The organism is Labrenzia sp. VG12, from assembly GCF_002237595.1.
GTDB lineage: Bacteria > Pseudomonadota > Alphaproteobacteria > Rhizobiales > Stappiaceae > Roseibium.
Map to the genome: position 1 here is coordinate 2,669,779 of NZ_CP022529.1, position 22,204 is coordinate 2,691,982.

General features: G+C 60.3%; 24 protein-coding genes. 16 read left to right on the forward strand and 8 right to left on the reverse strand.

Features of this window, described 5'->3' with window-relative positions; all coding sequences use genetic code 11:
• Positions 1-2: 2 nt before the first annotated feature.
• The 3 genes from CHH27_RS27685 to CHH27_RS12515 form a co-directional block, all read right to left on the reverse strand.
• Positions 3-176 carry a hypothetical protein gene (locus CHH27_RS27685; protein WP_157738905.1) on the reverse strand — a complete coding sequence of 58 codons (174 nt, stop codon included), beginning with the start codon at positions 174-176 and terminating at the stop codon, positions 3-5.
• Between the two features lie 291 nt (positions 177-467).
• Positions 468-1,610 (reverse strand): caspase family protein, encoded by a 1,143-nt coding sequence (locus CHH27_RS12510; RefSeq protein ID WP_094071881.1) that lies wholly within the window; start codon positions 1,608-1,610, stop codon positions 468-470.
• A 115-nt stretch (positions 1,611-1,725) separates the two neighbouring features.
• Positions 1,726-3,030: an adenylate/guanylate cyclase domain-containing protein gene (locus tag CHH27_RS12515; protein ID WP_157738906.1), complete on the reverse strand. Its 1,305-nt coding sequence runs from the start codon at positions 3,028-3,030 to the stop codon at positions 1,726-1,728.
• A 194-nt stretch (positions 3,031-3,224) separates the two neighbouring features.
• On the opposite strand from CHH27_RS12515, the gene CHH27_RS12520 reads away from it, so the two are divergent.
• Positions 3,225-4,415, forward strand: coding sequence for a DUF1176 domain-containing protein (locus CHH27_RS12520; protein ID WP_247646281.1), 1,191 nt, complete (start codon positions 3,225-3,227; stop codon positions 4,413-4,415).
• An 88-nt stretch (positions 4,416-4,503) separates the two neighbouring features.
• Here the strand turns inward: CHH27_RS12520 and CHH27_RS12525 are convergent, their stop codons facing one another.
• On the reverse strand, positions 4,504-4,878 hold the full coding sequence (locus CHH27_RS12525) for a hypothetical protein (protein WP_157738908.1): 375 nt from the start codon (positions 4,876-4,878) through the stop codon (positions 4,504-4,506).
• Positions 4,879-5,079: 201 nt separating this feature from the next.
• Here CHH27_RS12525 and CHH27_RS12530 point away from each other — a divergent pair, with 201 nt between their 5' ends.
• Positions 5,080-5,982: a dienelactone hydrolase family protein gene (locus CHH27_RS12530; protein WP_094071885.1), complete on the forward strand. Its 903-nt coding sequence runs from the start codon at positions 5,080-5,082 to the stop codon at positions 5,980-5,982.
• A 206-nt stretch (positions 5,983-6,188) separates the two neighbouring features.
• Entirely contained in the window at positions 6,189-7,679 is a 1,491-nt protein-coding gene (locus CHH27_RS12535; protein ID WP_094071886.1) for a hypothetical protein, read from the forward strand.
• Between the two features lie 92 nt (positions 7,680-7,771).
• On the opposite strand, the gene CHH27_RS12540 is transcribed toward CHH27_RS12535, so the two are convergent.
• From CHH27_RS12540 to CHH27_RS12550, 3 genes are all read right to left on the reverse strand, one after another.
• Positions 7,772-8,755 (reverse strand): NAD-dependent epimerase/dehydratase family protein, encoded by a 984-nt coding sequence (locus CHH27_RS12540; protein ID WP_157738909.1) that lies wholly within the window; start codon positions 8,753-8,755, stop codon positions 7,772-7,774.
• Positions 8,756-8,902: 147 nt separating this feature from the next.
• Complete coding sequence (clpS, locus tag CHH27_RS12545; protein WP_094071888.1) at positions 8,903-9,205, reverse strand: ATP-dependent Clp protease adapter ClpS; 303 nt, start codon at positions 9,203-9,205, stop codon at positions 8,903-8,905.
• A gap of 274 nt (positions 9,206-9,479) precedes the next feature.
• The gene (locus CHH27_RS12550) at positions 9,480-11,114 is read right to left on the reverse strand and encodes a methyl-accepting chemotaxis protein (protein ID WP_094071889.1); all 1,635 of its coding nucleotides are present in this window, start codon (positions 11,112-11,114) and stop codon (positions 9,480-9,482) included.
• 338 nt (positions 11,115-11,452) lie between these two features.
• On the opposite strand from CHH27_RS12550, the gene CHH27_RS12555 reads away from it, so the two are divergent.
• The 5 genes from CHH27_RS12555 (at position 11,453) to CHH27_RS12570 (ending at position 14,986) form a co-directional block, all read left to right on the forward strand.
• Positions 11,453-12,019: a chalcone isomerase family protein gene (locus tag CHH27_RS12555; RefSeq protein WP_198338414.1), complete on the forward strand. Its 567-nt coding sequence runs from the start codon at positions 11,453-11,455 to the stop codon at positions 12,017-12,019.
• The gene (locus CHH27_RS28490) at positions 12,016-12,696 is read left to right on the forward strand and encodes an MFS transporter (RefSeq protein WP_208988853.1); all 681 of its coding nucleotides are present in this window, start codon (positions 12,016-12,018) and stop codon (positions 12,694-12,696) included. Before CHH27_RS12555 ends, CHH27_RS28490 begins: the two co-directional genes overlap by 4 nt.
• Positions 12,697-12,740: 44 nt before the next feature.
• The gene (locus tag CHH27_RS28495) at positions 12,741-13,373 is read left to right on the forward strand and encodes an MFS transporter (RefSeq protein WP_208988854.1); all 633 of its coding nucleotides are present in this window, start codon (positions 12,741-12,743) and stop codon (positions 13,371-13,373) included.
• Between the two features lie 34 nt (positions 13,374-13,407).
• Positions 13,408-13,749: a DUF6665 family protein gene (locus CHH27_RS12565; protein WP_094071890.1), complete on the forward strand. Its 342-nt coding sequence runs from the start codon at positions 13,408-13,410 to the stop codon at positions 13,747-13,749.
• A 142-nt stretch (positions 13,750-13,891) separates the two neighbouring features.
• Positions 13,892-14,986: a DUF1402 family protein gene (locus tag CHH27_RS12570; protein WP_371681847.1), complete on the forward strand. Its 1,095-nt coding sequence runs from the start codon at positions 13,892-13,894 to the stop codon at positions 14,984-14,986.
• Positions 14,987-15,007: 21 nt separating this feature from the next.
• On the opposite strand, the gene CHH27_RS12575 is transcribed toward CHH27_RS12570, so the two are convergent.
• The gene (locus CHH27_RS12575; protein WP_094074712.1) at positions 15,008-15,646 is read right to left on the reverse strand and encodes an MBL fold metallo-hydrolase; all 639 of its coding nucleotides are present in this window, start codon (positions 15,644-15,646) and stop codon (positions 15,008-15,010) included.
• A 247-nt stretch (positions 15,647-15,893) separates the two neighbouring features.
• Here CHH27_RS12575 and CHH27_RS12580 point away from each other — a divergent pair, with 247 nt between their 5' ends.
• From CHH27_RS12580 to CHH27_RS12615, 8 genes are all read left to right on the forward strand, one after another.
• Positions 15,894-16,979, forward strand: coding sequence for a DUF1176 domain-containing protein (locus CHH27_RS12580; protein WP_208988856.1), 1,086 nt, complete (start codon positions 15,894-15,896; stop codon positions 16,977-16,979).
• A gap of 214 nt (positions 16,980-17,193) precedes the next feature.
• On the forward strand, positions 17,194-17,979 hold the full coding sequence (locus tag CHH27_RS28585; protein ID WP_094071891.1) for a cold-shock protein: 786 nt from the start codon (positions 17,194-17,196) through the stop codon (positions 17,977-17,979).
• A gap of 160 nt (positions 17,980-18,139) precedes the next feature.
• Entirely contained in the window at positions 18,140-18,664 is a 525-nt protein-coding gene (locus CHH27_RS12590; RefSeq protein ID WP_094071892.1) for a GNAT family N-acetyltransferase, read from the forward strand.
• On the forward strand, positions 18,661-19,509 hold the full coding sequence (locus CHH27_RS12595) for a 23S rRNA (adenine(2030)-N(6))-methyltransferase RlmJ (protein ID WP_094071893.1): 849 nt from the start codon (positions 18,661-18,663) through the stop codon (positions 19,507-19,509). Before CHH27_RS12590 ends, CHH27_RS12595 begins: the two co-directional genes overlap by 4 nt.
• A gap of 96 nt (positions 19,510-19,605) precedes the next feature.
• Complete coding sequence (locus tag CHH27_RS12600; RefSeq protein WP_208988858.1) at positions 19,606-20,052, forward strand: hypothetical protein; 447 nt, start codon at positions 19,606-19,608, stop codon at positions 20,050-20,052.
• 23 nt (positions 20,053-20,075) lie between these two features.
• Complete coding sequence (locus tag CHH27_RS12605) at positions 20,076-20,732, forward strand: ribonuclease T (RefSeq protein ID WP_094071894.1); 657 nt, start codon at positions 20,076-20,078, stop codon at positions 20,730-20,732.
• A 52-nt stretch (positions 20,733-20,784) separates the two neighbouring features.
• Positions 20,785-21,438, forward strand: a complete 654-nt coding sequence (locus CHH27_RS12610; protein ID WP_094071895.1) for a glutathione S-transferase family protein — start codon at positions 20,785-20,787, stop codon at positions 21,436-21,438.
• Between the two features lie 136 nt (positions 21,439-21,574).
• Positions 21,575-22,204, forward strand: a complete 630-nt coding sequence (locus CHH27_RS12615) for a LysE family translocator (RefSeq protein WP_094071896.1) — start codon at positions 21,575-21,577, stop codon at positions 22,202-22,204.

Consider the following 22,204-nt stretch of genomic DNA (forward strand, 5'->3'; position numbering starts at 1 on the left):
GCTCAAATCCCCTTGAACAGAACCCCGGCCGCCAGAACCGCCCAGGAGGCGATCAGGATGTGGGCGGTCGAGAGGCCGATGCTGGGGACGGCGATGCCGGCGAGCGGCAGGACGGCGACAACAAAGAGCGCAAGGGAAATCAGGAAAACGAGAAAGGACGGGGGTGTCAGTCGCATGGGAACCTCCTGGGAAACAGACGAACCGATCCGGCACCGGTCCGCTGCCCAGGGCGGCTTCCGGCGGGATCGGGAGTTCTTCGCCGCCCAACCCCAAATGCCCGGCCGGTCCGGCGCGGCCACCTGAGCGAGCCGCAGCGAAATTGTCAATGTCGGAAGTGACGGGGTTTTGTCGGGTCCAGAGGTTTTTGCAAGGAAGGCCCGCTCTGTTGGATCGAGAGCGTCCAAGCAGCGTTCTGTGATCTGCACGAATTGTGACCCCGCCCCCGGCGATCAGGCCAATGTCTGGACCTAGAACGTCCAGGCCGTGTTGATCCAGGAGATTTCGGTGCCGTCGATGTAAACGCCGATTTCAGCGGCCGCGGACGCGTTTGCCGGGTCGGCGTAGAACCACAGATGCGCGTCGCGGCCATCGCCTGTCTCAAAATAATAGCCCGAGCCGCCGCGATCCGCATTGCGCAGATCCCCTGCCCCGAAGCGCTCGTCATAGCGGCCCTGAACCAGGATCTCACCGTCCTTCAGACAGAGCTCCAGGAGCGGTGTCCCCTTCTCCGAGATCCTGAGGCTATGCGGACCCTCGGCAAATTCCAGGTAGCGCTCAGCCTTGTCCAGGGCCAGAACATCGCCCTGTCCCGGGCAGGCTGCGGCTTCAGGTGCCGGCTGCACCGGCGTTTCCAGGGCGAACTCCAGATGAACGGACAAGGTGCCTTCGGTATAGGGCAGCTGACGGTCAGCGGTCTTGGTGCGCACGAAATTGGTGATGTCGATCAGGGCCTCGGTCAGGCGCACCGTCTCCTTGGCGGTCAACACCTCGAAGAAGGCCTCCATGAAGGGGCTATTGTCGCCCTCTCCATCCAGCGCCTGGTGGTCGGGTTGAGCGGAATAGACCACCATCAGGTCCTGCAGCTGATGATTGACCCGGGCAAGGCCCCTGGCATCGGAGGAGAAGAGCTTGGTCAGCGACCGGGTCGCTTCGAAGGGATTGTCCCGGCAGGCATCGACGATCAGCAATTTGACGCCCTTGGCCACTGACAGCGCCTCCAGCAGCTCGTCCATCCGGACGGCCGTCTGCTGGAACACCTCCCGTGTTTCCGCGCCCGTATCGGTCGCCAGCAGATAGTTGATATTGTCCGCCTGAACGCCATGTCCGGCAAAGAAGATCGCCGCGACCTCGGCCGAGGCGGCCCTGGCCTTGAAGTCCTTCAGGGCAGCCCGCATGGTGGCCGCGTCCGCGTCCAGCACCACCTCCGTCTCAAAGCCGAGCGCGGCAAAGGTTCTGGCAGCGAGATCCGCGTCCCGCACAGGATTGTCCAATGGCGCAACACTTTGATAGGCGCTGTTGCCGATGATCAGCGCGGTCCTGGCCGCCTGTGCCGTTCCCGACAGGCCGACCCAGAAAACCATGGCCAAGAGAACTCCGACAGCTTGCAGCATTCCAGCCTCCTCGGCAGACTGATCCTGGCAGGGAGAAAACGCCTCCCGATCCGGCACAGTCTAGCGCGAGTGCGCGCAAGCGGCTCATAAAAATGACGTTAGGGAAATTTTCTGATCAAGGCACGGTGAGTGAATAGACCTCAACCGGCCCTTTCAGACCGCGGAGCTGCTGCGGCCCTTCCGCCACCAGCTGGTTGGCCGGCAGCTTTTCCGCCAGGGCGGCATCCAGCAACACGGCCCGCCCCAGCACCTTGGCATGGGCTTCCAGGCGCGCCGCGCGGTTGACCGTATCGCCATAGACGGTAAAGGCCTGCCGGTCCGAAGACCCGATGCTGCCGGCCGCAACCGGGCCCGCCGCCAGTCCGATGCGGATGGCAAAACCTGCCGCCTGCGCTTCGCCGATAAGCGCGTTGCCGGCAGCAACCGCCTCCCGCTCGGGCCTGTCGCTTTCAATCGGCGTTCCGAAGGCGGCCATCAGGCCATCGCCGGTGAACTGAATGACCACCCCACCGTGGCGGCTGATCTTTTCAGCGCAACCGGACAGGAAGTCGTTCAGATGTTCGATCACTTCCGTTGGCGGGCGGCCCGCCGAGTAGCTGGTGAAACCGGCAATATCCATCACCAGGATCACGGCGGGCCGTTCCTGCGGGGTCAAGGCTTCCGGATCCTCGATCAGGCGCTTGGCAATGGCTTCGGGCACATAGCGGCCGAGGGTTGCCGCGATCTGCTCACGCTCGGCCTGAGCGGCGACCTGCGCCAGAAACACGCGGCGCGCCCGCGCCACGGCCAGGGCGAGGATCAGGGTCGCAATCATCAGGAAACCGGTTTCCTCGATCCGATTCCCCCGGCCGATGAAATCGGCAGACAGAAACAGGGCTTCGTAATCGGCGCGCGTTGCCCCGGGCGTCAGGTCTGACCAGGACAGTCTGCGTTCCATACCGGAAATCGCGATGAAAAACGCTGCGAACCAGCCCGCCACGGCCACACTGCCCGCCCAGAGCACCAGGCGCGGCGACAGCGACAGGGTCGCCATGGCAACCAGCGGAAACAGGTAGTAGATCCCATACGCACGGAAAGCGAGGATCTGCGGCACGTCTTCTCCCTGGATCACGGGCAGAAAGGCGAAGGTCGTGCAGATGGCCAGAATGTCGATCGTGTAGATGGCATATTTCATCCACCAGCGATCGAACCGCGTGCCGATCACGCTGGCATGCGCGATGCCGACAGCGGTGAACAGGCCAAGAACCAGGAAGATCAGGGGATTGGGGTAAAAGCCGAAGGCGAGCCAGGAGCTGCCAACCCACAGAAAAGCGGCACCGACTGCAACCGTCCGGCAAACGATCGCAAGACGCAATCCACGGCGCTCTGCCTTCAAAAGCCGCGTTGTGTCCGGAGCTGTCCGGGGAATGGCCTGGGTCATGAAATGCTGCTCACCAGTCGGAAGATAAGGCATGTTTCGACAGAGTGTAGGCTGCCCCCAGCGGAAGTACCAATTGACTTCACGGATCGCAGCGGCATGCTGGCCCTGGCGACCGGTTCAGGTCGCATTAAGGCCAGAGGGGGGCTGACACAGTGTATCGCAGTTTAGGGTTTGTGGGTTTGTCATTGGGACTTGTGAGCGGCGCGTCCGCCGAATTACCCAAAACCAGTTTCGGCGACTGGTCGGTCTCCTGCAACGCGAAAAACTACTGCATTGCTGAAACCGATGGGGAAGCCTCCAACGGCGAAGCTTTCCGGCTGAAGATCGAACGCAGCGCCAAGGCGGATGGCCAGGTTTATGTCACCTTCGATCCGACCACCGCTCTTTCCGAAGGTTTGCCTGCGCGCATCGAGATCGAAAGTCTCGAAGAGGACAATTACGGCTATTTCGGCAAGGTCACCAAGGTCTACAAGGGCAACGAGATGACCTTTGGCGGCGATGCCGACCGCGACCTGATGGAAAAGCTCCGGATGGGCGAAGATGCGGCGATCCAGATCGAATTCGGCGGATCGACCGGCACCCTCACCTATTGGGTTTCGCTCAAGGGCATCACCCATGCGTTGCTGAAAATCGATGAAGAACAGGGGCGCGTCGGCCGGCTCGACGCCATTGTGGCCTGGGGCGGCCTGCCGTCGGACAAGGACAGCGGCATCTCGGCCAACGCGTCGGCTGCCGCCCAGCCCGCCACCAGGCGCAAGTCCCAGACCGCTTCCAACGATGCAGCTGCGTCGAATGCGGCGAGCGCCCGTGACACGGCGTCAAGTGCTGCTCCCGCAGCTCCGGCCAATGACCTGCCGCCGCCGGTCATGCCGTCCCAGGACCTGGCGGCCGGTCCGCGCGGATTGGTCTATAATGTCAGCGAGATCCCCGACAGCATCCAGATGATGGGGTACCGCACGCTCGACTGCCAGCTGGAAGAAACGGTGCCAGCCTTCGGAGCGCAGTTCTTTGCCGAAGGCGATGTCGAGACCTGGGTCGTCCCCTGCCAGATGGCCGATGCGAATGTGCCCTATTACATGGCAATCCACATTCCCTTTAATCCCTCGCTTGATGAGTGGAAGGAGTTCGAAACCCCTCCGGGGTTCAACCAGCCCAATCACGCGCTGGTCAACAATCTCTTCTTCGACCCGGACACGGGCCAGGTCACCGGCACCACCTACTATTCGCCGAACTATGATTGCGGCGCCTTTGAACGCCACGAGATGGAGGCCGAAAGCGGCAACTACATCCTGATCGAGTACCTGGAGAAGGGGAACTGCGACGGCGTCGGCGGGCCGCCCGAAGCCTGGCCGCTCAGCTGGACCATCGACGAAATGGGCGGATGAGGATTTGAGACAGCACGCTGATAGCCGAGGTCAGGTAACCGAAGCTATCAGCGTGAACGCAGACGAACACCAACTCGAAGGCCCCGTTTTACCGGCCTTCCTGGAACAGTCCGTAGAATGTCGCACACTGCAGGACGAGCACACCGTTCATGGTCGTGGAATTCATGTCGATGACGATTTCCGCATAGGCGCCATCGACGCCCTTGATGTATTCCAGCTGGGTCTTGCACTCATCGAGACCACCATCGGACTCGATCAGGATCTCGTCGCTCATGCCGCCGGTCGGCACGACCTTCAACGTCATGGCAGCCGGGTCTTCATCAACATGGTCTGCCATGGTGATCGCCAGAATGTCCTTGCCGGCGATGCGGTAGGTCAGGAACTGCTGATAGGCAGACGCTGTCCCGGCCAGACAGAATCCGAGCAGCAAGGCATTCAGGCGGGTCACAAGTCGCATTCGCATCGGTTTCTCCCACTGGAACGAAGGTCGCTTGCCATTGGTGCATAGTCCGGCGCCGGAACAAAGAGCTTTCACAGGCTGTCACGAAATTGCCGAGAAACGCCTGCTTTCCGGTGCGAGGCTTGATTCCGGGCGGCAAGCCCGGCACTCTTCGGCCCATGGTCAAATCTGCCGATAAGAGCGGAGGACACCTGGGAGGAACCAATGACAAAGATCTTGCTGCCCGGGCGTTTGCCCGCGCTTGTAGTCGCCCTGTTTCTTGTACCGCTGATGCTGCCGAGCAAATTCGTACAGGGACCAGCTGTCGCGCAGACGGTCACTTTCGAATTGCCGCGCGCTCCGCTGACGCCGCTGCAACAGAAACGTCTGAAGACAACAGCCACGAACCTGTCCCAGGGTCATTTCTCTGGTGACCTGCGTCTGCCGAAGGGAGACGGGCCACATCCCGCGGTCGTTGTGATCAGGACCTGCCATGATGCGGACTACTACGCTCCCTGGCTCGAGCAGCTCGAGAACTGGGGCTATGCGACCCTGTCCTTTTCCCGGTGCCAGCCCCCGGATCTTGTACCGGACGATGCCGAAATTCCGGCGCTGGACTGGAAACGCGGGTCGCTGGCAGCGCTCGGTGCCCTGCTCTACCTGGCAGACCGGCCTGAGATCGACGCCGACAGGATTGCCATCATGTCCTGGTCACGTCTTGGAATGATCCCGCTCAGCACCTTGCAATATGAAGGCTTTGCGCAGTTTTTCGAAGCGAAGTTCGCTGCCGGCGTCGCGCTCTACCCTTTCTGCTCCTTTGCCCGTGGCCCGCATATGGGACCGATCCTGATCGTTTCCGGCAAGGAGGACGACTGGGTCGACAACACGGTCTGCCATCGCGTGGCCGCCGAAAGCAGCTCGGACGAACATCCGGTCAGGGCGGTCTTTCTGGAAGATGCCGTGCACGGCTTTGACATAGCGGCTTTCGGCGCTCCCAGAGCCGTCGAAGCTGCGGTCATAAATCCGGATCGGTTTGCTGCCGGCGGCGGCACACTCGGGTATAATCCGGCCGCCGCAAAAGAAGCCCAAGTGGAAATTCGGCAGTTCCTGGACCGGTATCTGAGATAGGCCGCTGGAAGGGGACCGGTTAACCATATCGTCAAAATGGTTAAAATGCCGGGGATATCTGTCTTTTTGGGGTAACACTTGCCGATGTATTCTGCAGGCCGATTTGTGTGAGTCGTTGAATTCGCACACCCTCATGGGTTAAGAAAGAGTAAACGTATTGCGTATCTTTCGCCGGGCGGCGCCGGCGCGGAAGTCAGGAGACAGGAATGGGCATTTTCTCGAAATCCTCGCGCCCGGGCGACGGTCAGGAGCAGCAGGTCGAGACCAGGACAGAGGCGACCCCGGCCCCGGACACAGCTGAAGTGTCCGAAAAGGCCAATGTCGAGCAGCTTTCGCCTTTCGCCCTGAAGATGCAGGAGAAGATGAACCAGCTGGACGGGCTGAAGTCCCGGGTTGGTGGTCTCAATCAAACCTTCGAGCAGATGCAGGCTTTCGCCATGGAAAGCCAGACATCCATCCGCATGATGTCGGAATTTCTCGAGGTCTCCCGTTCAAGCGTTGAAACCGAAGTCCGGCTGAAATCGGAAAACGCGAAAATCTCGACCGACCTGCTCGATGCCGAGCACAAGGTCAAGACGCTGACCACGCAGCTGGAAGACGCCCAGGCGGAAGTCCATTCCCTGCGCAAGCGCGCAACGGAAACCCGCACGGCGCTGGAAACCGCGCGCAATGACATTGTCTCGATCCGCGACAACAACAAGAAGGTCAACGAGGAGTACCGTCTGCAGAGTGCCACCCTGGTCGAAGCGAATTCCCAGGTGGCCGACCTTTCCGGTCAGCTCAACGATCTGAAGGCCAAGTTCGAGACCCTTGAGAAACACGCTGAAAGCCTCGGTTCCGATCTGGAAGCTGTCCGGCACCGCGAAAAGGAACTGCAGCAGAACCTCTCTGAAAGCGCCAAGCTGCTGGAAGACGAGGTACGCAAGAACAACCAGGTCACCAGCGAACTCGAGGCCGTCAAACGCGAGCTGGGTGAATTCCGAAACGACAATATCGACCTGAAGTCCCATCTGGACGTCGCCAACCAGGAACTGGTCTATGCCAAGTCCCGGCTGGAAGAAGAACAGCGCAAGCACGACAACGAGGTTTATGCGCTCAACGCGGAAATCGAGAACCTCTCCTCCCAGCGCCGCATCGGTGCGCAATCCCTGCAGGAAATGGCGCGCGAGAACTCCACGCTGAAGGAGCGCAGCCGGGATCTGCTGAAGCGCATGCAGGAAATCGAGCACCTGCTCGACAGCGCGCAGAAGAACCACGAGAAAGACCGCAACGAGCTGATGGCAACCACCGCCAAGCTGCGTGAACTCAATCTGCGTTACAATTCGGCCCTGACGGACCTCAATCACCAGCGCAACCAGAACCAGAAATTCGCCGACAATCTGGAAGACCTGATCGAAGAGAACAAGCGTCTGCAGCGTTACAAGATCCAGGTCGACACCGCCAACGAGCAGATCGTTCAGCTCAAGTCGGTCATCGCGAACTACCAGATGGCAATGGAAGGCAGAGGACCGGCAGAAGAACTCGGCCTGACCGAAACCACGGATCCGGCCAGCGATCTCGGGATCACCGAACCGCTGTCGACCGACCTGGAGCCAATGGATATCGACGACCTGACCATGGATCCGGAAACCGACAACGGACCGGACGATGACAAGCCGGGTGGCGGCGACGACAAGGTCGTGAAACTGCGCGACTGATCCCGGTCACCGACGCAAAGAACAGTCAGCCCCCGGACCAGCGTCCGGGGGTTTGTTTTTTGCAGACCGAGCCGAAGCGACGTGCGATGGTGCTACAAGGCTGCACGCAGCTTTCGGGCCCTTGCGCAATAGACATCATGGAGCGCGCGCAACTCGGCCTCGACACTGCCTGACTGCCTGTAGCCGAGACCGCGAATTCTGGTGTCATCGATCCGGCAGGCGGCGACGTTCGCGAGCCGGTCACGCAGAAAATGCCGGCCGGCGCTCCTGCCGGTGACCTCGGAGACACGATCTGCCACATCCAGGACCGTCAGGTCTTCGGCCCCGGACACGTTGTAGACCTGGAGATTGTCCTGGCCGGGCGCGGTGAGAGCCAGGGCGATGGCGTTGGCCAGGTCGCCCACGGGCAGGAAGGTTCTTTCCTGATGACCGGATCCCTCGATCGTCAGACGCTGGCCCAACAGGGCACGCATGACAAAACGCGGAAACAGCTTTTCAGGATTCTGTCCGGCCCCGACGGCGTTGGTCGGCCGCAGGATGGTTGCCTGGAGCCCCTGGTGTGAGGCCATCATCACGGCTTCCTCCGCCATGGCCTTCGACGAGGCATAGGGCGTTACAGGGCGCAGCGCTGCCTCTTCGCGCAGAGGATCGAGCGCGGGGCCGTAGACTTCGCTTGAGCTGACGTGAATGAAGCGTTTGACCCCTGCTTTCAGTGCTTCGCCAAGCAAGGTTTCTGTGCCGGCGACGTTGACATCGAAGAACAGGTCCGGTTCCGCGTAGGCCCGGGGACCATGCGTCTCCGCCGCCAGGTGAATGACGGCATCGCATTCGTGAAGGGCAGCTGCGACGTCAATGCGGGACCGGATATCACCGCGTATGACCGGCAGCTCGCCTGCTTCGCCGGCCGGAGCCAGTCTGCGGAAATCAGCGGCATAGGACACACGATCCAGGATCACGGTCTCCGCAACGTTTTCAAGTCTTGCAACCCGTCGAAACACTTGCGAACCAATGAAGCCGAGGCCACCGGTGATCACCACCTTGCGGAACAAGTTGTCCTGTTTAGAAGCAGCTGACATTTCTTCACGTTCCATAATGGCACAAATCCTGAGAGGCGCGGTCGTTCACCGGTCTCTCAGCAGAATTCATGCCAGCGCTGTTCCGTGAAAAGACAAGAGCCCGGGCAAGACCCGGGCCTGCAAATGCCAGATTTTTCCTGAAAAGACCTATTCCGGTTCGACGGTGAATTGCAGAGGGTAGCCGAGCTGGCCAGCTGCATCGATCGCCCGGGTTGCCTTGGTTTCAGCAACGTCTCTCGGATAGACGGAGACAACGCAGGCCCCCTTCTGATGCGCGGTCATCATCACCACTTCCGCCTGCGCGGCGTCCAGCCGGAATTCGGCCTTCAGGATCAGGGTGACAAATTCCCGTGGCGTATAGTCGTCATTGAGCAGAATGACCTTGTAGAGGTTCGGTTTCTGAACCTTGGTCTTCTGCTTCAGTCTCGGTTTCAGATCGATGTTACTCATGGCACTGGCCTAAGCTGTCGCCTCATGGGTCGCGTCGAGCGATTTAACCTGGGGTCCTGTTGTCCCCGGCATTCACTGCCGGTTCTTTTCTTAAGGCCTTGCAGCGGAAGGGCGGAACCTGTCCACCCGATTCTCCAACCGGCCTGTTGTGATGCCACTATAGTGCATTGCGAAATCGATGAAAACATGACGATTGCCGCAAACACCGTCACCTTTCAAAACAAAACCCCCGCGCCGGGCGCGAGGGTAACGATTGTTCTTGAAGTTCCGTAGCTTAGACCGCAGCGACCTGATTAAGGAAACCGTCGATGCGCTGCGCTAGCTGGCGGGTGTTGTCGGCCACTTCGGAAGACGTACGCGATACGTCACCGGCAGATTGCGATGTGTCGTCCACGGCGGATTTCACGCCGGTCATGTTCTCGCTGATCTCGCGGGTGCCGGAGGCAACTTCCTGGATCGAGCTGCTGATTTCGGCCGTTGCAGATCCCTGCTGCTCGAGAGCCGCGGTGATGGAGGTGGTGAACTCGTTCACCTTCACCATGATGTTGGCGATCTCTTCAATGGCGGCTACGGAGTCGGAAGACGCGCCCTGGATGGCATTGATCTGGGCGGAGATTTCCTCGGTTGCCTTGGAGGTCTGTGTCGCCAGTTCCTTGACTTCAGCGGCAACAACCGCAAAGCCCTTGCCGGCTTCACCGGCACGCGCGGCCTCGATGGTGGCGTTCAGCGCCAGGAGATTGGTCTGTTCGGCAATATCCTGGATCAGCTGCAGAACCGCACCGATCTTCTGGGCCGAGGAGGCAAGGCTTGCCACCTGCTCGTTGGCCGAGGTCGCCTTGGCGTTTGCAGTCGACACCACGTCGCTTGTTTCAGCAATCTGGCGCGAGATTTCACCGATTGAGGCAGACAGCTCTTCGGAAGCCGAGGCAACCGTCTGGACACTGGCATAGGCCTGCTCGGTGGCAGCAGCCACGGAGGCAGTCCGCTCTGTGTTGCTGCTGGACAGATCCATGAGAATGGACGAGATCGTTCCCATGTTCTCGGTGGACTCGGTCACCGGCTGAAGCAGGCGCTGGCTGTCGTCCCGGAACCCGGAAATCAGCTGCTCCAGGGAAGCCTGACGCTGACGTTCGTTTTCGATGTTCTGCTGCTGCTCTTCTTCAAGCTCGCGCTGACGCAGACCGTTGTCCCGGAAAACTTCGACGGTACGTGCCATCTGACCCATTTCATCCACACGCTCAACATAGGGGATGTTGATGTCGTAATTTCCGTCGGACAGCGTGGTCATGGTTTCGGACAGATTGCCGATCTGGCCGGTAATTCGGCGGATCAGTGCGACCAGAACGAGGGACACGGCAACGATGGCAATCAGCGTGATGATCAACGCGGTCATCAGGGCTTCGCTGCGTGCGGCTTCAATTCCGGCAAGGTCGAAACCGACATAGATGTAACCAAGCGTGTCGACCTTGTCGCCATCGCTGCGGGTGATCGGCTTGATGCCGATCTCGTAGCTGGCATCACTGAAGAAAGCCGTTGTCTGGCTGGCATTTTCGCCGCGCATTGTTTCGGGGATCAGGCTGACGAGCGCTTCCGCTTCACCGCCTTCCTGGCGCATCAGCGACGCGAAGATATCGCCGTTCGCCTCCTGGACGACGGCCCAGTCGAAATTCTTGTTGTCGAGCAGAGGAGCCAGCAGGCTGTTGGCCAGATCCTGATCGAAGTCCCAGATCGCATTGCCAAGCGCCTGGTTGGTCAGGTTTGCGCTCATGCTGATCTGTTGTTCGAATGCATCCTGCACCGCCGACACGCGCTGGGTCGAGGTAATATAGGCAAAAGCGACAAACGCGACTGCAACGACAGCGACAATTGGCACCGTGGTGGTGAATTTCACAGATTGCCAGAACTTCATAATGTCCCCCAATAAGGTTTGTTTCACTAATACGGGGACTGTCCAAAAAATGTCTTAATCAGGCTGCGATTTGCCTGAATCACGATGACTTTTCTCTAAACATCTTTTGGCTTTTCAGTAGATGTATCTTCGACTGACCTAAACCAATACGCGAACAATCGCAAATTGTGCCTATGCAGTTCTCCGAGTTCGGCACCTGACATAACGCCACCTTTCACAGCACCTACGGAAATCAACCCACTTCGATCGCACAGCGAAATTCTGCGTGGGCCAATCCAATTGCTGACGACCCGCGTATCGATCACAGTCCGAACTGAACGCGACACGAGGAGGTCGTCATGATCTTGACCCCGAATACGATGCCCCGCCGCGGCAAGACGATAGGCGCTCTGCTGCTCGGTCTGTTTCTGACACTATCCCTGCCAACGTCTTCAGCCCTTGCCGACCTTGGCGCTGCCGCCCGCTCCGTGCCGTCGGCCCAACTGGTCGGCAAGGGGCGCATGACCTATCTCGGGTTCAAGGTTTTCGATGCAGAGCTCTATGCACCGCGCGGCACATACAGCGCGTCGTCCCCGTTTGCCCTGAAGCTGACTTACCTTCGCAACTTCAAGGGCGACGCAATTGCCGAGAGCTCCGTCAAGGAGATGCGCCGCCAGGGCGGCGTTTCCAAAGGCCAGCTCGCCTCCTGGGAAAAGCAGATGCAGGCGATCTTTCCAAACGTCTCCAAGGGCCAGTCGATCACCGGTGTGCGAACCTCCGGCGGAAGCACTGTGTTTTACATCGGCAACAGGAAGCTCGGCACTATCAGTGATCCGGCCTTCACCAGGAAATTCTTTGCGATCTGGCTCGGCAACAACACCCGAAATCCGCAGCTGCGCGCGCGTCTCGTCGGGGCCGGTTCGTGACAAAAGCGTTTGGCGGGGCCGAGGCCCCGCAGCAAGCAAATGACAACCGGGCATTCCAAGAGAAGCCCGAAGACGACAACGGGCCTGCACACCTTCGCTGGCCAGACCTTTTTGCTTATGGCGCGATGGCCTTCCCCCTGGCTTTTGCAGGTCTTCCGATCTACCTCCACGCGCCGGACTTCTATGCCGTCACCATGGAGCAATCCGTTACGCTGCTCGGGACAGTGCTTCTGGTGCTGCGCCTTGTCGATGCCGTGCAGGATCCGATTATTGGCAGCCTTAGCGACCACTTTCACAGCTCCAGAGCCACTATCCTCGCCCTGGGAGCCGTTCTTCTCGGTGTCGGCTTCTGGATGCTGTTTCATCCCGTTTCCTCCCTGACGCTCGTCTGGTTTGCCGCTTCTGTCTTGATCTGCACGACGGGGTTCTCTGTTGTTTCCATCAATTTTCAGGCGCTTGGCGGATTGTGGCGAACACGGTCTGCAGACCGGACCGGCGTGACCGCCAGCCGCGAGGCTTTCGGGCTGGTCGGACTTCTGGTGGCAGCCGTCGCACCGCCAGTCCTCATGCACCTGTCAGGTCCCCAGGACGCTTTTCACTGGCTGGCAATCTCCTACCTGCCGCTTCTGGCGCTTGCCTACTGGCTGCTCGTGCGCTGGATGCACAAAGCCCCCTGACAGTGCCGGAGACGACGCAACAGGGTGTCGGGTGGTGGAGACTGATGCGAGACCGCTGGCGCGGAACCTTCTTCGCGCTCACGGCGCTGAACACGTTTGCAAGCGCCATCCCGGCCGTACTTGTGCTGTTTTTCATTCGCGACCGTCTCGGCGCTGAAGCCTATACAGGACTGTTCTTGTTGATTTATTTCCTGTCGGGCGCCTTATCGATGCCGCTCTGGACACGCCTTGCAAGAAAGTTCGGCAAGATACGAACCTGGCAGATGTCTCTTGGCGCTGCTGTCCTGACCTTTTGCTGGGCGGTTTTGCTCCAACAGGGAGACATCGCTGCCTATGCGGCTGTCTGCGCTTTTTCCGGCCTTGCGCTCGGCGCGGATCTGGCTCTGCCGCCTGCGATCCTCGCCGATCACATCGATGCCGACGGGCGGCAGGCAGACGCCTCCCGCCTGTTCTCGATCATGGCATTCCTGTCGAAATCGGCGCTGGCCCTGGCAACCGGCCTGGCTCTTCCCCTGCTTGGCCTGTTCGGGTATCAGCCCAACGCGCCCATGACCCTGGAGCTGAACTTCGTGCTCAGCCTCACCTATGCCGGCATTCCCTGCATATTAAAACTCAGCGCCCTGATCGGTCTCATCGTGGTCGAAAAAGACCTTGCCCGGAACCGTTCGCCCGTGTGAGCCTGAACCATCGTCGAAACCGTCTGGTGCTTCCATGGCCGTCCGTCCTCCGCAACTCACCAAACCCGCCGACAAGGATCCGCTGGCCGCTGCGCTCGAGCAGGAAATATTCAACGAAAAGGCCGCAACCCTCTCCAGGCTGAACAAGAAACTGGAACAGGCGCTGCAACGCCTGGAGGTGTCCGGCTCTGCGCAGGAAACAACAGAAGAAGACCTGTTGCCCCTGCTGGCCGAAGCCGGAGAAGCACTTTGGCACGTGACCATCCAGCGCGAGTTGTGCGGCCTGCGCGAGCACAAGGCCTTTTATGATTTTCTGGGTGTGCCGAAGGCCGTTCGCCTGCGGATGGGCCCAGCGAAAAGCTTCACTTCCTCCTGATTTTCACCAATTGCTGAGGGCTGTGACAGGCATCACTTCTTTGTTGATGGCGCCGTCCTAGGAAAAGGAACCAGTTGCATCTTTGGTGCACGAATGGTTTTTTCTGGGGGCTTTTTGAAAGATGCGTTATTTACAGTCGCAAATGACGAGCTATGTGCAATGGATGTGGCTCGCGGGCGCGCAGACATGTGTCCAGCGCCATTTAAAGAACAAGGCCAGGCGCAAGACGGTCATGATGTGCAGGAAAACCCATCGGTTTAAACATACCGCCCGATTGCTGGCGGCCGGTCTGGCATTTGCGGTGGTCTCGAGCCCCGTAACATTCCCGCTGGCGACCGCGACACAGGCTGAAGCGCAATCCGTCCGAACGGTTCCCGAAGGCAACCGCTACCGGTCACAGCCCAAGATACCCTTTGCCTCTTCCAGGCGCACATCCGCTTCCAAATCGTCTTATGACGCCAAGTTCGACAAGGTGCTCGCGGTCCTGAAACGAGATCGCCGTCTGATGGGATCGATCAAGCGGGTGGCATCGAAATACGGCATCGACCCGATCCACATCGTCGGCGCGATCGTGGGCGAACACACCTACAATTACGACACGCTGGACAGCGCCCAATCCTATTATGTGAAGGCTTTGTCCTACGCCGGTATCCGCTTCGATTTTGAACTGAACGGCGAACATGTCGACGCTTTCGTCGAGCGGCCGCAATTCGATCGCTGTCGCAAGGAACATATCCAAAAGAGCAGCGACCGGCGCTGGTCCTGCTATGAGAACGTCTGGAACAGCAAATTCCGTGGCCGCCGCGTCGACGGCGTGCGTTATCCCAAGAAGAACTTCAACGAAGCCTTCTTTCAGCCGCTGTTTTCCGGGCAGAGTTTTGGCCTGGGGCAGCTGAGCCCGCTGACGGTCCTCAAAATGACGGACCGGGTTTCTCGCCAGAGCAGCTATCGCAAGCTGAAAGCTTCCGATCCCAAGGAGGTCTACAAGGCCACCATGGATCCGAACATATCGCTGCATTACATGGCGGCGATCATTCAGGATGCGATCGCCGCCTACAAATCGGTCGGCAAGGTCGACATTTCCGAAAACCCGGGCCTGACCGCGACGCTCTACAATCTCGGCGACCCCTGGAGCCGCGCCGCCAAGTTCCGGCGCAGCGGCCAGTCCTGGCCACGGGAAAACTACTACGGCTGGCTGGTCAATGACCGGATCGACGATCTGCGGGCGCTGTTCTAGCGCCCGGAACCGCCACATCAATCACTGCAGGAACGGGTTGTGCTCGCGTTCGTGGCCGATCGTGGAGGCCTGACCGTGACCCGGCAGGAACGCGACATCATCGCCGAGTGGCAACAGCTTTTCCTGAATGGACTTGATCAAAGTGGCATGGTCGCCGCCCGGAAGATCCGTTCGTCCGATTGACCCGGCAAACAGAACGTCTCCCGAAATCGCAAAACGAAGCTCCTTGTCGACGAAGACCAGATGCCCCGGCGAGTGGCCTGGACAATGCAGCACGTCGAAGTTCCGGCCGGCGATCTCGACCGTGTCGCCCTCCACCATCCAGCGATCCGGCGTCACCGGCTTGACGTCGTCGACACCAAATTGTGCAGCCTGTTCGGCCACCCGGTCGATCAGCGGCTTGTCGGCTTCATGCGGGCCTTCAACCGGAACACCAAGAGCCTTGGCGAGATCCGCAGCGCCTCCGACATGGTCGATATGCCCATGCGTCAGAACGATCTTTTCGACCGTGACACCCTGTTTCTGGATCGCGGCCTGGATCCGGTCGATGTCGCCGCCCGGATCGACGACAGCCCCGCGCAAAGTGGCCGGATCCCAGATCAGCGAGCAGTTCTGCTGAAACGCCGAGACCACGATGACCATCACCTGGATCGGCGGCATGCCGTCTTCTCTGGTCTCCTGCGTGCCGTCATGGTCCGATGTTTTGCCTTCCTGCGGCATGATTGCCTCCTTATCGCCGCACCTCGATCAGTGCTGACCCCTTGTAACAAATACGGGACAACGCTGTCCGGTGCCGTGTTTCTGTGCACTATCGGCTTCACCTTGCCGCGCGCATTTCGTACAAGATGAATGGGCCTGTGAGAAGATGTCCTAATAAATCGGGTAACCGGACCTAATGACGCCAAGATTGTTGACATTGCTGATCTCCGCGACAACGGCGCTTCTGGCAGCCTCAGCTTCGCTGGCGCAACCCGGCCGCACGGTGCCCAGCTTTGAAAGCTGGACGGTGGATTGCGGCAACACAGGCGTCTGCTTTGCCTCTTCCTACACCCGCAGCCAGTCGGTCTGGGTCGATCTGCGCATTGTCCGGGACTGGCAGGCGGAAGCACAGCCGCTGGTCCGGCTGACCACCAACAGCGAACTCCCGAAGGAGGGCACGCTTCAGTTTGCAGTGGACGGCACGGCGATTGAATCCCTTCCGATCGAACAGCTCCGGGAGATGCAGCCCGCCGTCAAGCCTCCCGCAGGTTTTCGCCCGCTTGGTGGCGAAGGTTTCTGGTACCCGACCGGGCCGGCAACGCTGACCCTTCTGGAAGCCATGCGGTCCGGCAAGGAACTGACGATCATTCTGCCGGCTGTCAACGGCTCGGATCCGGTCACCGTTCCCGTGCCCCTGCATGGCCTGAAATCCAGCCTGCTGTGGCTCGACAACCGCCAGGACAGGACCGGAACCGTTTCGGCGATCGTCGCGCCAGGCACCGACCCCGCCAAGGACGCGCCGCATGCGGTCTCGCTGATGAGCGCCGACCAGCTGCCGCCGGAAGTCGCGGCAGTCTGGTCCGCCAACCGGCTGTGTTCGGAAATCGACCCGACCATCTTTGCCGGATTGAACGCTGTCCGGGTGCCTTTTGCCGACGGGGCATCGCTCTACATCATCCCCTGTGGCGCGCCAACCGCCTATAACAGTCCCTATGTCGCAGTACTTTCCGGCAAGGATGGCGCTGCCCGTCAGGTCCATGTTGCCCGCATGTCGGAAAAAGGCCCGATTGCAACAGATCTGATCTACAACGCCAAATGGATTCCCGCTGATCAGCAGCTGGTCAGCTACTTCAAGGGCTCCGGTGTCGGCGAATGCGGCCTCTGGAACCGGTGGGTCTGGAACGGCACCGGACTGGTCCTGCTGGAGGAAGCCGCCAGAACGACCTGCGACGGAACCGAGCCGGACTTGTCCAATTGGTCAAGCAGCTGGCCCCTCAAAAAAGCCTCCAATTAGAGCTTTGCCCAAGGATTTTCTTGCGATTTCGCATTTCCCGACCTTATGATGCTAACGCAGCGGCTGGAGTGGGATGTGGCGAGTTTGTTTCAACCCGCTCTTCAAGTGTTGATAGGACGTACAGGGTGCGTCTGAGTGAAGTGACTCGACTGTGAAGGCGGGTGAGGTTGGTCGATATGTGCCGGATTGGCACGGAGATTAAGGTGATTTGGTAATGCACGATGGCGATTCGGACCGGAGGTCGCGTGGTCGGCGCGGCGGCAAGCGCGAGTTTGGCGGTCCGCAAGACTTCGGCAGTGATTTTGGCGGCAACAATTTCGGTGGTGATTATGGCGGTGGCCGTGACGGGGGCTACCGAGGCGGACGCAGCAATGATTTTGGTGGCGGCTACGGCCGCGACGACAGAGACGGCGGCGGCCGTGGCGGTTATGGCGGCGGTCGTGATGGCGGCGGCGGTCGTGGCGGTTATGGCGGCGACCGTGACGGCGGCGGCGGATATGGCGGCGGCCGTGGCGGGTATGGTGGCGACCGAGATGGTGGCGGTGGTTACGGCGGTGGCGGCCGCGGTGGTTACGGCCAGCGTGACGGTGGCGGCGGTGGCGGCTATGGCCAGCGCGAAGGCGGCGGCGGCTACGGTGGCGGCGGTCGTGGTGGCTACGGCCAGCGTGATGGCGGCGGTGGCGGCGGTTATGGCCAGCAGCGCCCGCGTCGGGACGGCCCACCCATGGAGCGCGGCCCGCGTCAATCCGGCACCGTAAAGTTCTTCAAATCCGACAAGGGCTTTGGCTTCATCACCCCTGATGAGGGCGATGCGGACGTGTTCGTGCACATCTCTGCGGTCGAGCGTTCCGGTCTGTCTTCCCTGGACAGCGGCATGCGGATTTCCTTTGAAACGGAGCCGGACCGTCGCGGCAAAGGACCGAAAGCTGTCAACCTTCAGGTCCTCGAAGAAGACGGCAGCGAACCGGCTGGCGAAGGCGAGGCTCCTTCCGAGGAGTGATGCGCCGAGCGCCTTGACGCTTGGATGAATAAACCGACCCAATCCATCAGGGCGCAGCAAATGTTGCGCCCTGTTTTTATGCCAATCCGCCAACGCACCTCCTTTTCAAGCCCCGCCCCGCCGCCTATAAGGCAGATCCCTTCCCTTTCAGGTGGTCCTCATGGCGTCAGACATCACTTCCCAGGCAACCGTTCGCCCGTTTCTACCCGGCGATCTCAGCACGCTTCTGACAATGAACAATGCGGCCGTGCCCGCGGTCAGCGAGGTGACGGCAGAAGAGCTTCTCGACCTGATCAATCAGGCGCTGATCTGTCTCGTCGCGGAAGTGGATGGTGAACCGGCGGGTTTTCTGCTGTGCCTCGGAGACGGTGCGGACTATGGCAGCCCGAATTACGCCTGGCTGAGCGCGCGCGTCACCAATTTCGCCTATACCGACCGTATCTGTGTCGGTGAAACCATGCGTGGCCGCAAGATCGGCGATGCGCTCTATGCCGCCCTGTTCAAGCATTATGCGGGCACCGGCCGCAGTTTCCTGTGCGAAGTCAACGAACGTCCGCCCAACCCCGGGTCACTGCGCTTTCATGGCCGGCTCGGCTTTGAGGAAATCGGCAAGGCAGACCATGGTGACAAGGCGGTTATCTATCTGCAGCGTCCTGCAGAGCCGAAAGCCGGCAACGGCTCATGAACTACCGGCACGCCTATCATGCCGGCAATATCGGCGATGTGCTCAAACACATCGTCCTGGCGCGACTGATCGTTTATTTCCAGCGCAAGGACAAGCCGTTCCGAATCCTCGACACACATGCCGGGATCGGCCTTTATGACCTGACTGCCGTTGAAACTCAGAAGACAGGCGAATGGCAGCAGGGCATCGCCAGGGTGCTTGAGGCTGACATGCCCGCTTCGGTCGCCGAGCTCCTGGCACCATGGCTTGGCGTCGTCCGGGACCTCAATCCCGGCGACCGGCTCGAACGTTACCCCGGATCTCCGCAGGTTGCCCGCCAGCTGCTGCGCAAGACCGATCGCCTGACCCTGACCGAACTTCACCCGCAGGACTTCCAGACCCTGTCCGGGCGCTTCGCGGGAGACCACCAGGTCAAGACCATTCATCTCGATGGCTGGCTGGCCATGGGCAGTTTCCTGCCGCCGAAGGAGAAACGCGGCTTTGTCCTGATCGATCCGGCCTTTGAGGTGACCGACGAATTCACCAGAATGACAGACGCCGTCCTCAAGGCCTGGAAGAAATGGTCCGGTGGCACCTATGCCCTCTGGTATCCGCTGAAAGACGCCAGGGCGATCCGCCGCATGCATGAGGACTTCGCCGAAGCAGGCGTGAAAGACGTTCTGGCCCTTAGCTTGAGCGTTGGCAAAAGTGGACCTGATACGCGCATGCTCGGCTCCGCCATCACCCTGATCAATCCACCCTATACTCTGGCGGACGAGATGAGACAGGTTCTTCCCTGGCTCGCCGAAACACTGCATCAGGGGCCCGGAGGCGGCTGGGACGTGACACAACTGATTGGCGAATAATCGGCGCAAGGGCGCTTTTTCAGGGGATCGAACCTTGACCTTCAGAGCAGCCTCCCCCATCGTCTCACACACTGTTTGCCTTCCGGAGTTCCTGCCGTGCGTATTGCCCGTTTTGCCTCTTTGACCTTGTCGGCCCTGCTCATCGTCGGTAGCCTCGCTGCGCCGGCCGCTGCCGACGAGAACCGGGTTTATTTCTCCTTCTCCGGCGAAAAACGCCTCCCGGACTGCACGGCGGGTTCCGTGACCGGTGCGGTACGCAATTCGGTCGCAAGGGCCTATGCCGACTATTATGGTGGCGTCCGGATCACGAGTGTCGACGAAATCCGCGAGGTTGCCTATCGCGACCACGGTGTCAGCCCGGTGGCGCGCCGCTATTGCAGCGGCAAGGCCAGCCTGTCGGACGGATCTTTCCAGTCTGTCCACTACATGGTTGAAGAGCATGCCGGATTTGTCGGCGTGGGCTGGAATGTGGAAGCCTGTCTCAGCCCGCGTGACAAATGGCGGGTCTATGGTGCCCGTTGCAGCACGGTGCGCCCGCACTGATCGCATCTTGGAAGGATCAGCGGATGATGCCGGCAGCCCGTCTCCGGGTGCTTTGTGCCCTCCTGACAATTTTTTGCTTCCTGCAACAGGCACGCGCCGACACGGCCGGCGAGTTCGACTTCTACGTTCTCGCCCTGTCCTGGTCGCCGACCTATTGCAAACAGGAAGGCGCAAGCGCCAGCCGGCATCAATGCGATGTCGCCACCCCCTTCCGCTTCATCGTGCACGGTCTCTGGCCGCAATATGAGCGCGGCTATCCGGAGAGCTGCCCGGGCGCGCCAACGCGCATCGACCGGGATATCGCCGTTTCGATGGAGGACATCATGCCGAGCCATAACCTGGTCTTTCATGAGTGGCGCAAACACGGCACCTGCTCCGGGCTATCGCCGGAAGCCTATTTTGACCTGACACGCGAAGCCTTTGAAAAAATTACCATTCCCGGCGCGTTCCGCACACTGACCAAGCGAGGCAAGGCTGCTCCTGCAACGGTTGAGAAGGCCTTCCGGCTCGCAAATCCCGGTCTGACGGAGGACGCCATGGCCGTCACCTGCGACCAGGGAGAGCTTGAGGAAGTCCGGATCTGCCTGTCCAGGGACCTTGAGTTCCGCGCCTGCCAGGAAGTCGACCGCAAGAGCTGCCGGGCCGGCAGTCTCTTCGTCCCGCCGCCGCGCACCCGCTGATCTTCCGCCGCGATCGCGGCACCTCGACCGTTTCTTTGTTTGGAGCCGCATCATGATGAAACTGCGTTCGTCCCCCCCTTCGCCGTTTGGCCGCAAGATCAAGCTCGCCATGGCGATCCTCGGACTGAAAGACCGGATCGAGATCGAAGACGCCAACACCGCGGATCCCTCCGACAGCCTGCGGAGCCAGAACCCGCTTGGGAAGATCCCGGCCCTGATCCTGGAAAACGGCGACGTTCTTTACGACAGCGCCGTCATTCTGGAATATCTCGACTTTCTGGCTGGTGGCGGCAAACTGTTTCCGGCTGGCGAAGCCCGCTTTGCGGTGTTGCGCAACCAGACCCTTGCCGACGGCATCATGGAAGCGGCCATTCTGCGGGTCTATGAAAAGCGCTTCAAGGAACCCAAATACCGGGATCCGGCCTGGGACGCCTATCAGGGTGCCAAGATGGCGCGCGGCCTTGCCTATTTCGAGGAAAATGTGCCGAGCACGCCTTCCTCGGCAGACGACATTGATGCGGGCACGCTGACATTGGCCTGCATGCTTGGCTATCTGGATATTCGTTTCGGCAACGACAACTGGCGAGACGGGCATCCGAAACTGGCCGCCTGGCTCGAGGCTTTCGAGGCCGTTGTGCCGGCATTTGCCGCAACGAAGGTTCCCCCGGCTCCGGTGCCCGACAACGACCCTGCCCTGCTGCAGTAGTCTCTGGAAATCCATGGCTCTGTCTCCGCTCCCAGAAGTGGGCGGAGACAGAACCGGAGCACAGCCTTTTTCGCGCGCTGAATTCTCCAGACGATTTGGACGCAAACGCATTTAGAACATCACAGGATTTTGGATCATGGACGCCCCTCACTGGCTCATCTTCCTGGCCACGGTCCTTGGCGTGTCGCTGATCCCTGGCCCCAGCACTTTCATCGCCTTCGCCCACGGTGCCGCTTATGGGTGGAGCCGTGCGGTCCTGACCGCTTTCGGCAACACCACCGCTTCGGTCATGCAGGCAGTCCTGGCGTCGGCCGGGCTGGGCCTCGTCATCACCAGCTCCGCAACGCTGTTTCTTGCCATCAAATACGCCGGCGCCGTCTATCTGATCTATGTCGGCATTCAGCTGTGGCGCAGTGCGGCCCGTCAGGTATCGCTGTCCTCCGGACAGGAGAGAACACGGGAGCCGTCTCACAAGCTGTTCACCGCCGGTTTCACCGTGGCGATGAGCAATCCAAAAGCGATTGCCTTCTTTACCGCCCTGTTTCCGCAGTTTCTGTCGGTCGAAGGCAACAGCCTGGAACAACTGACCGGCATGGTCCTGCTCGTTGGGCTCAGCGCGTTTTCCGTCGCCCTCTTTTACGGCTGCCTCGGCGCATGGGTTCGCGGGCTCAAACTGTCCAGGGCCGTCATGACAAGGGTCTACAAGACCACCGGCGGTCTCTTCGTGGCCAGCGGGATCGGCCTGGCGGCTTCAAGAAGTTCCTAG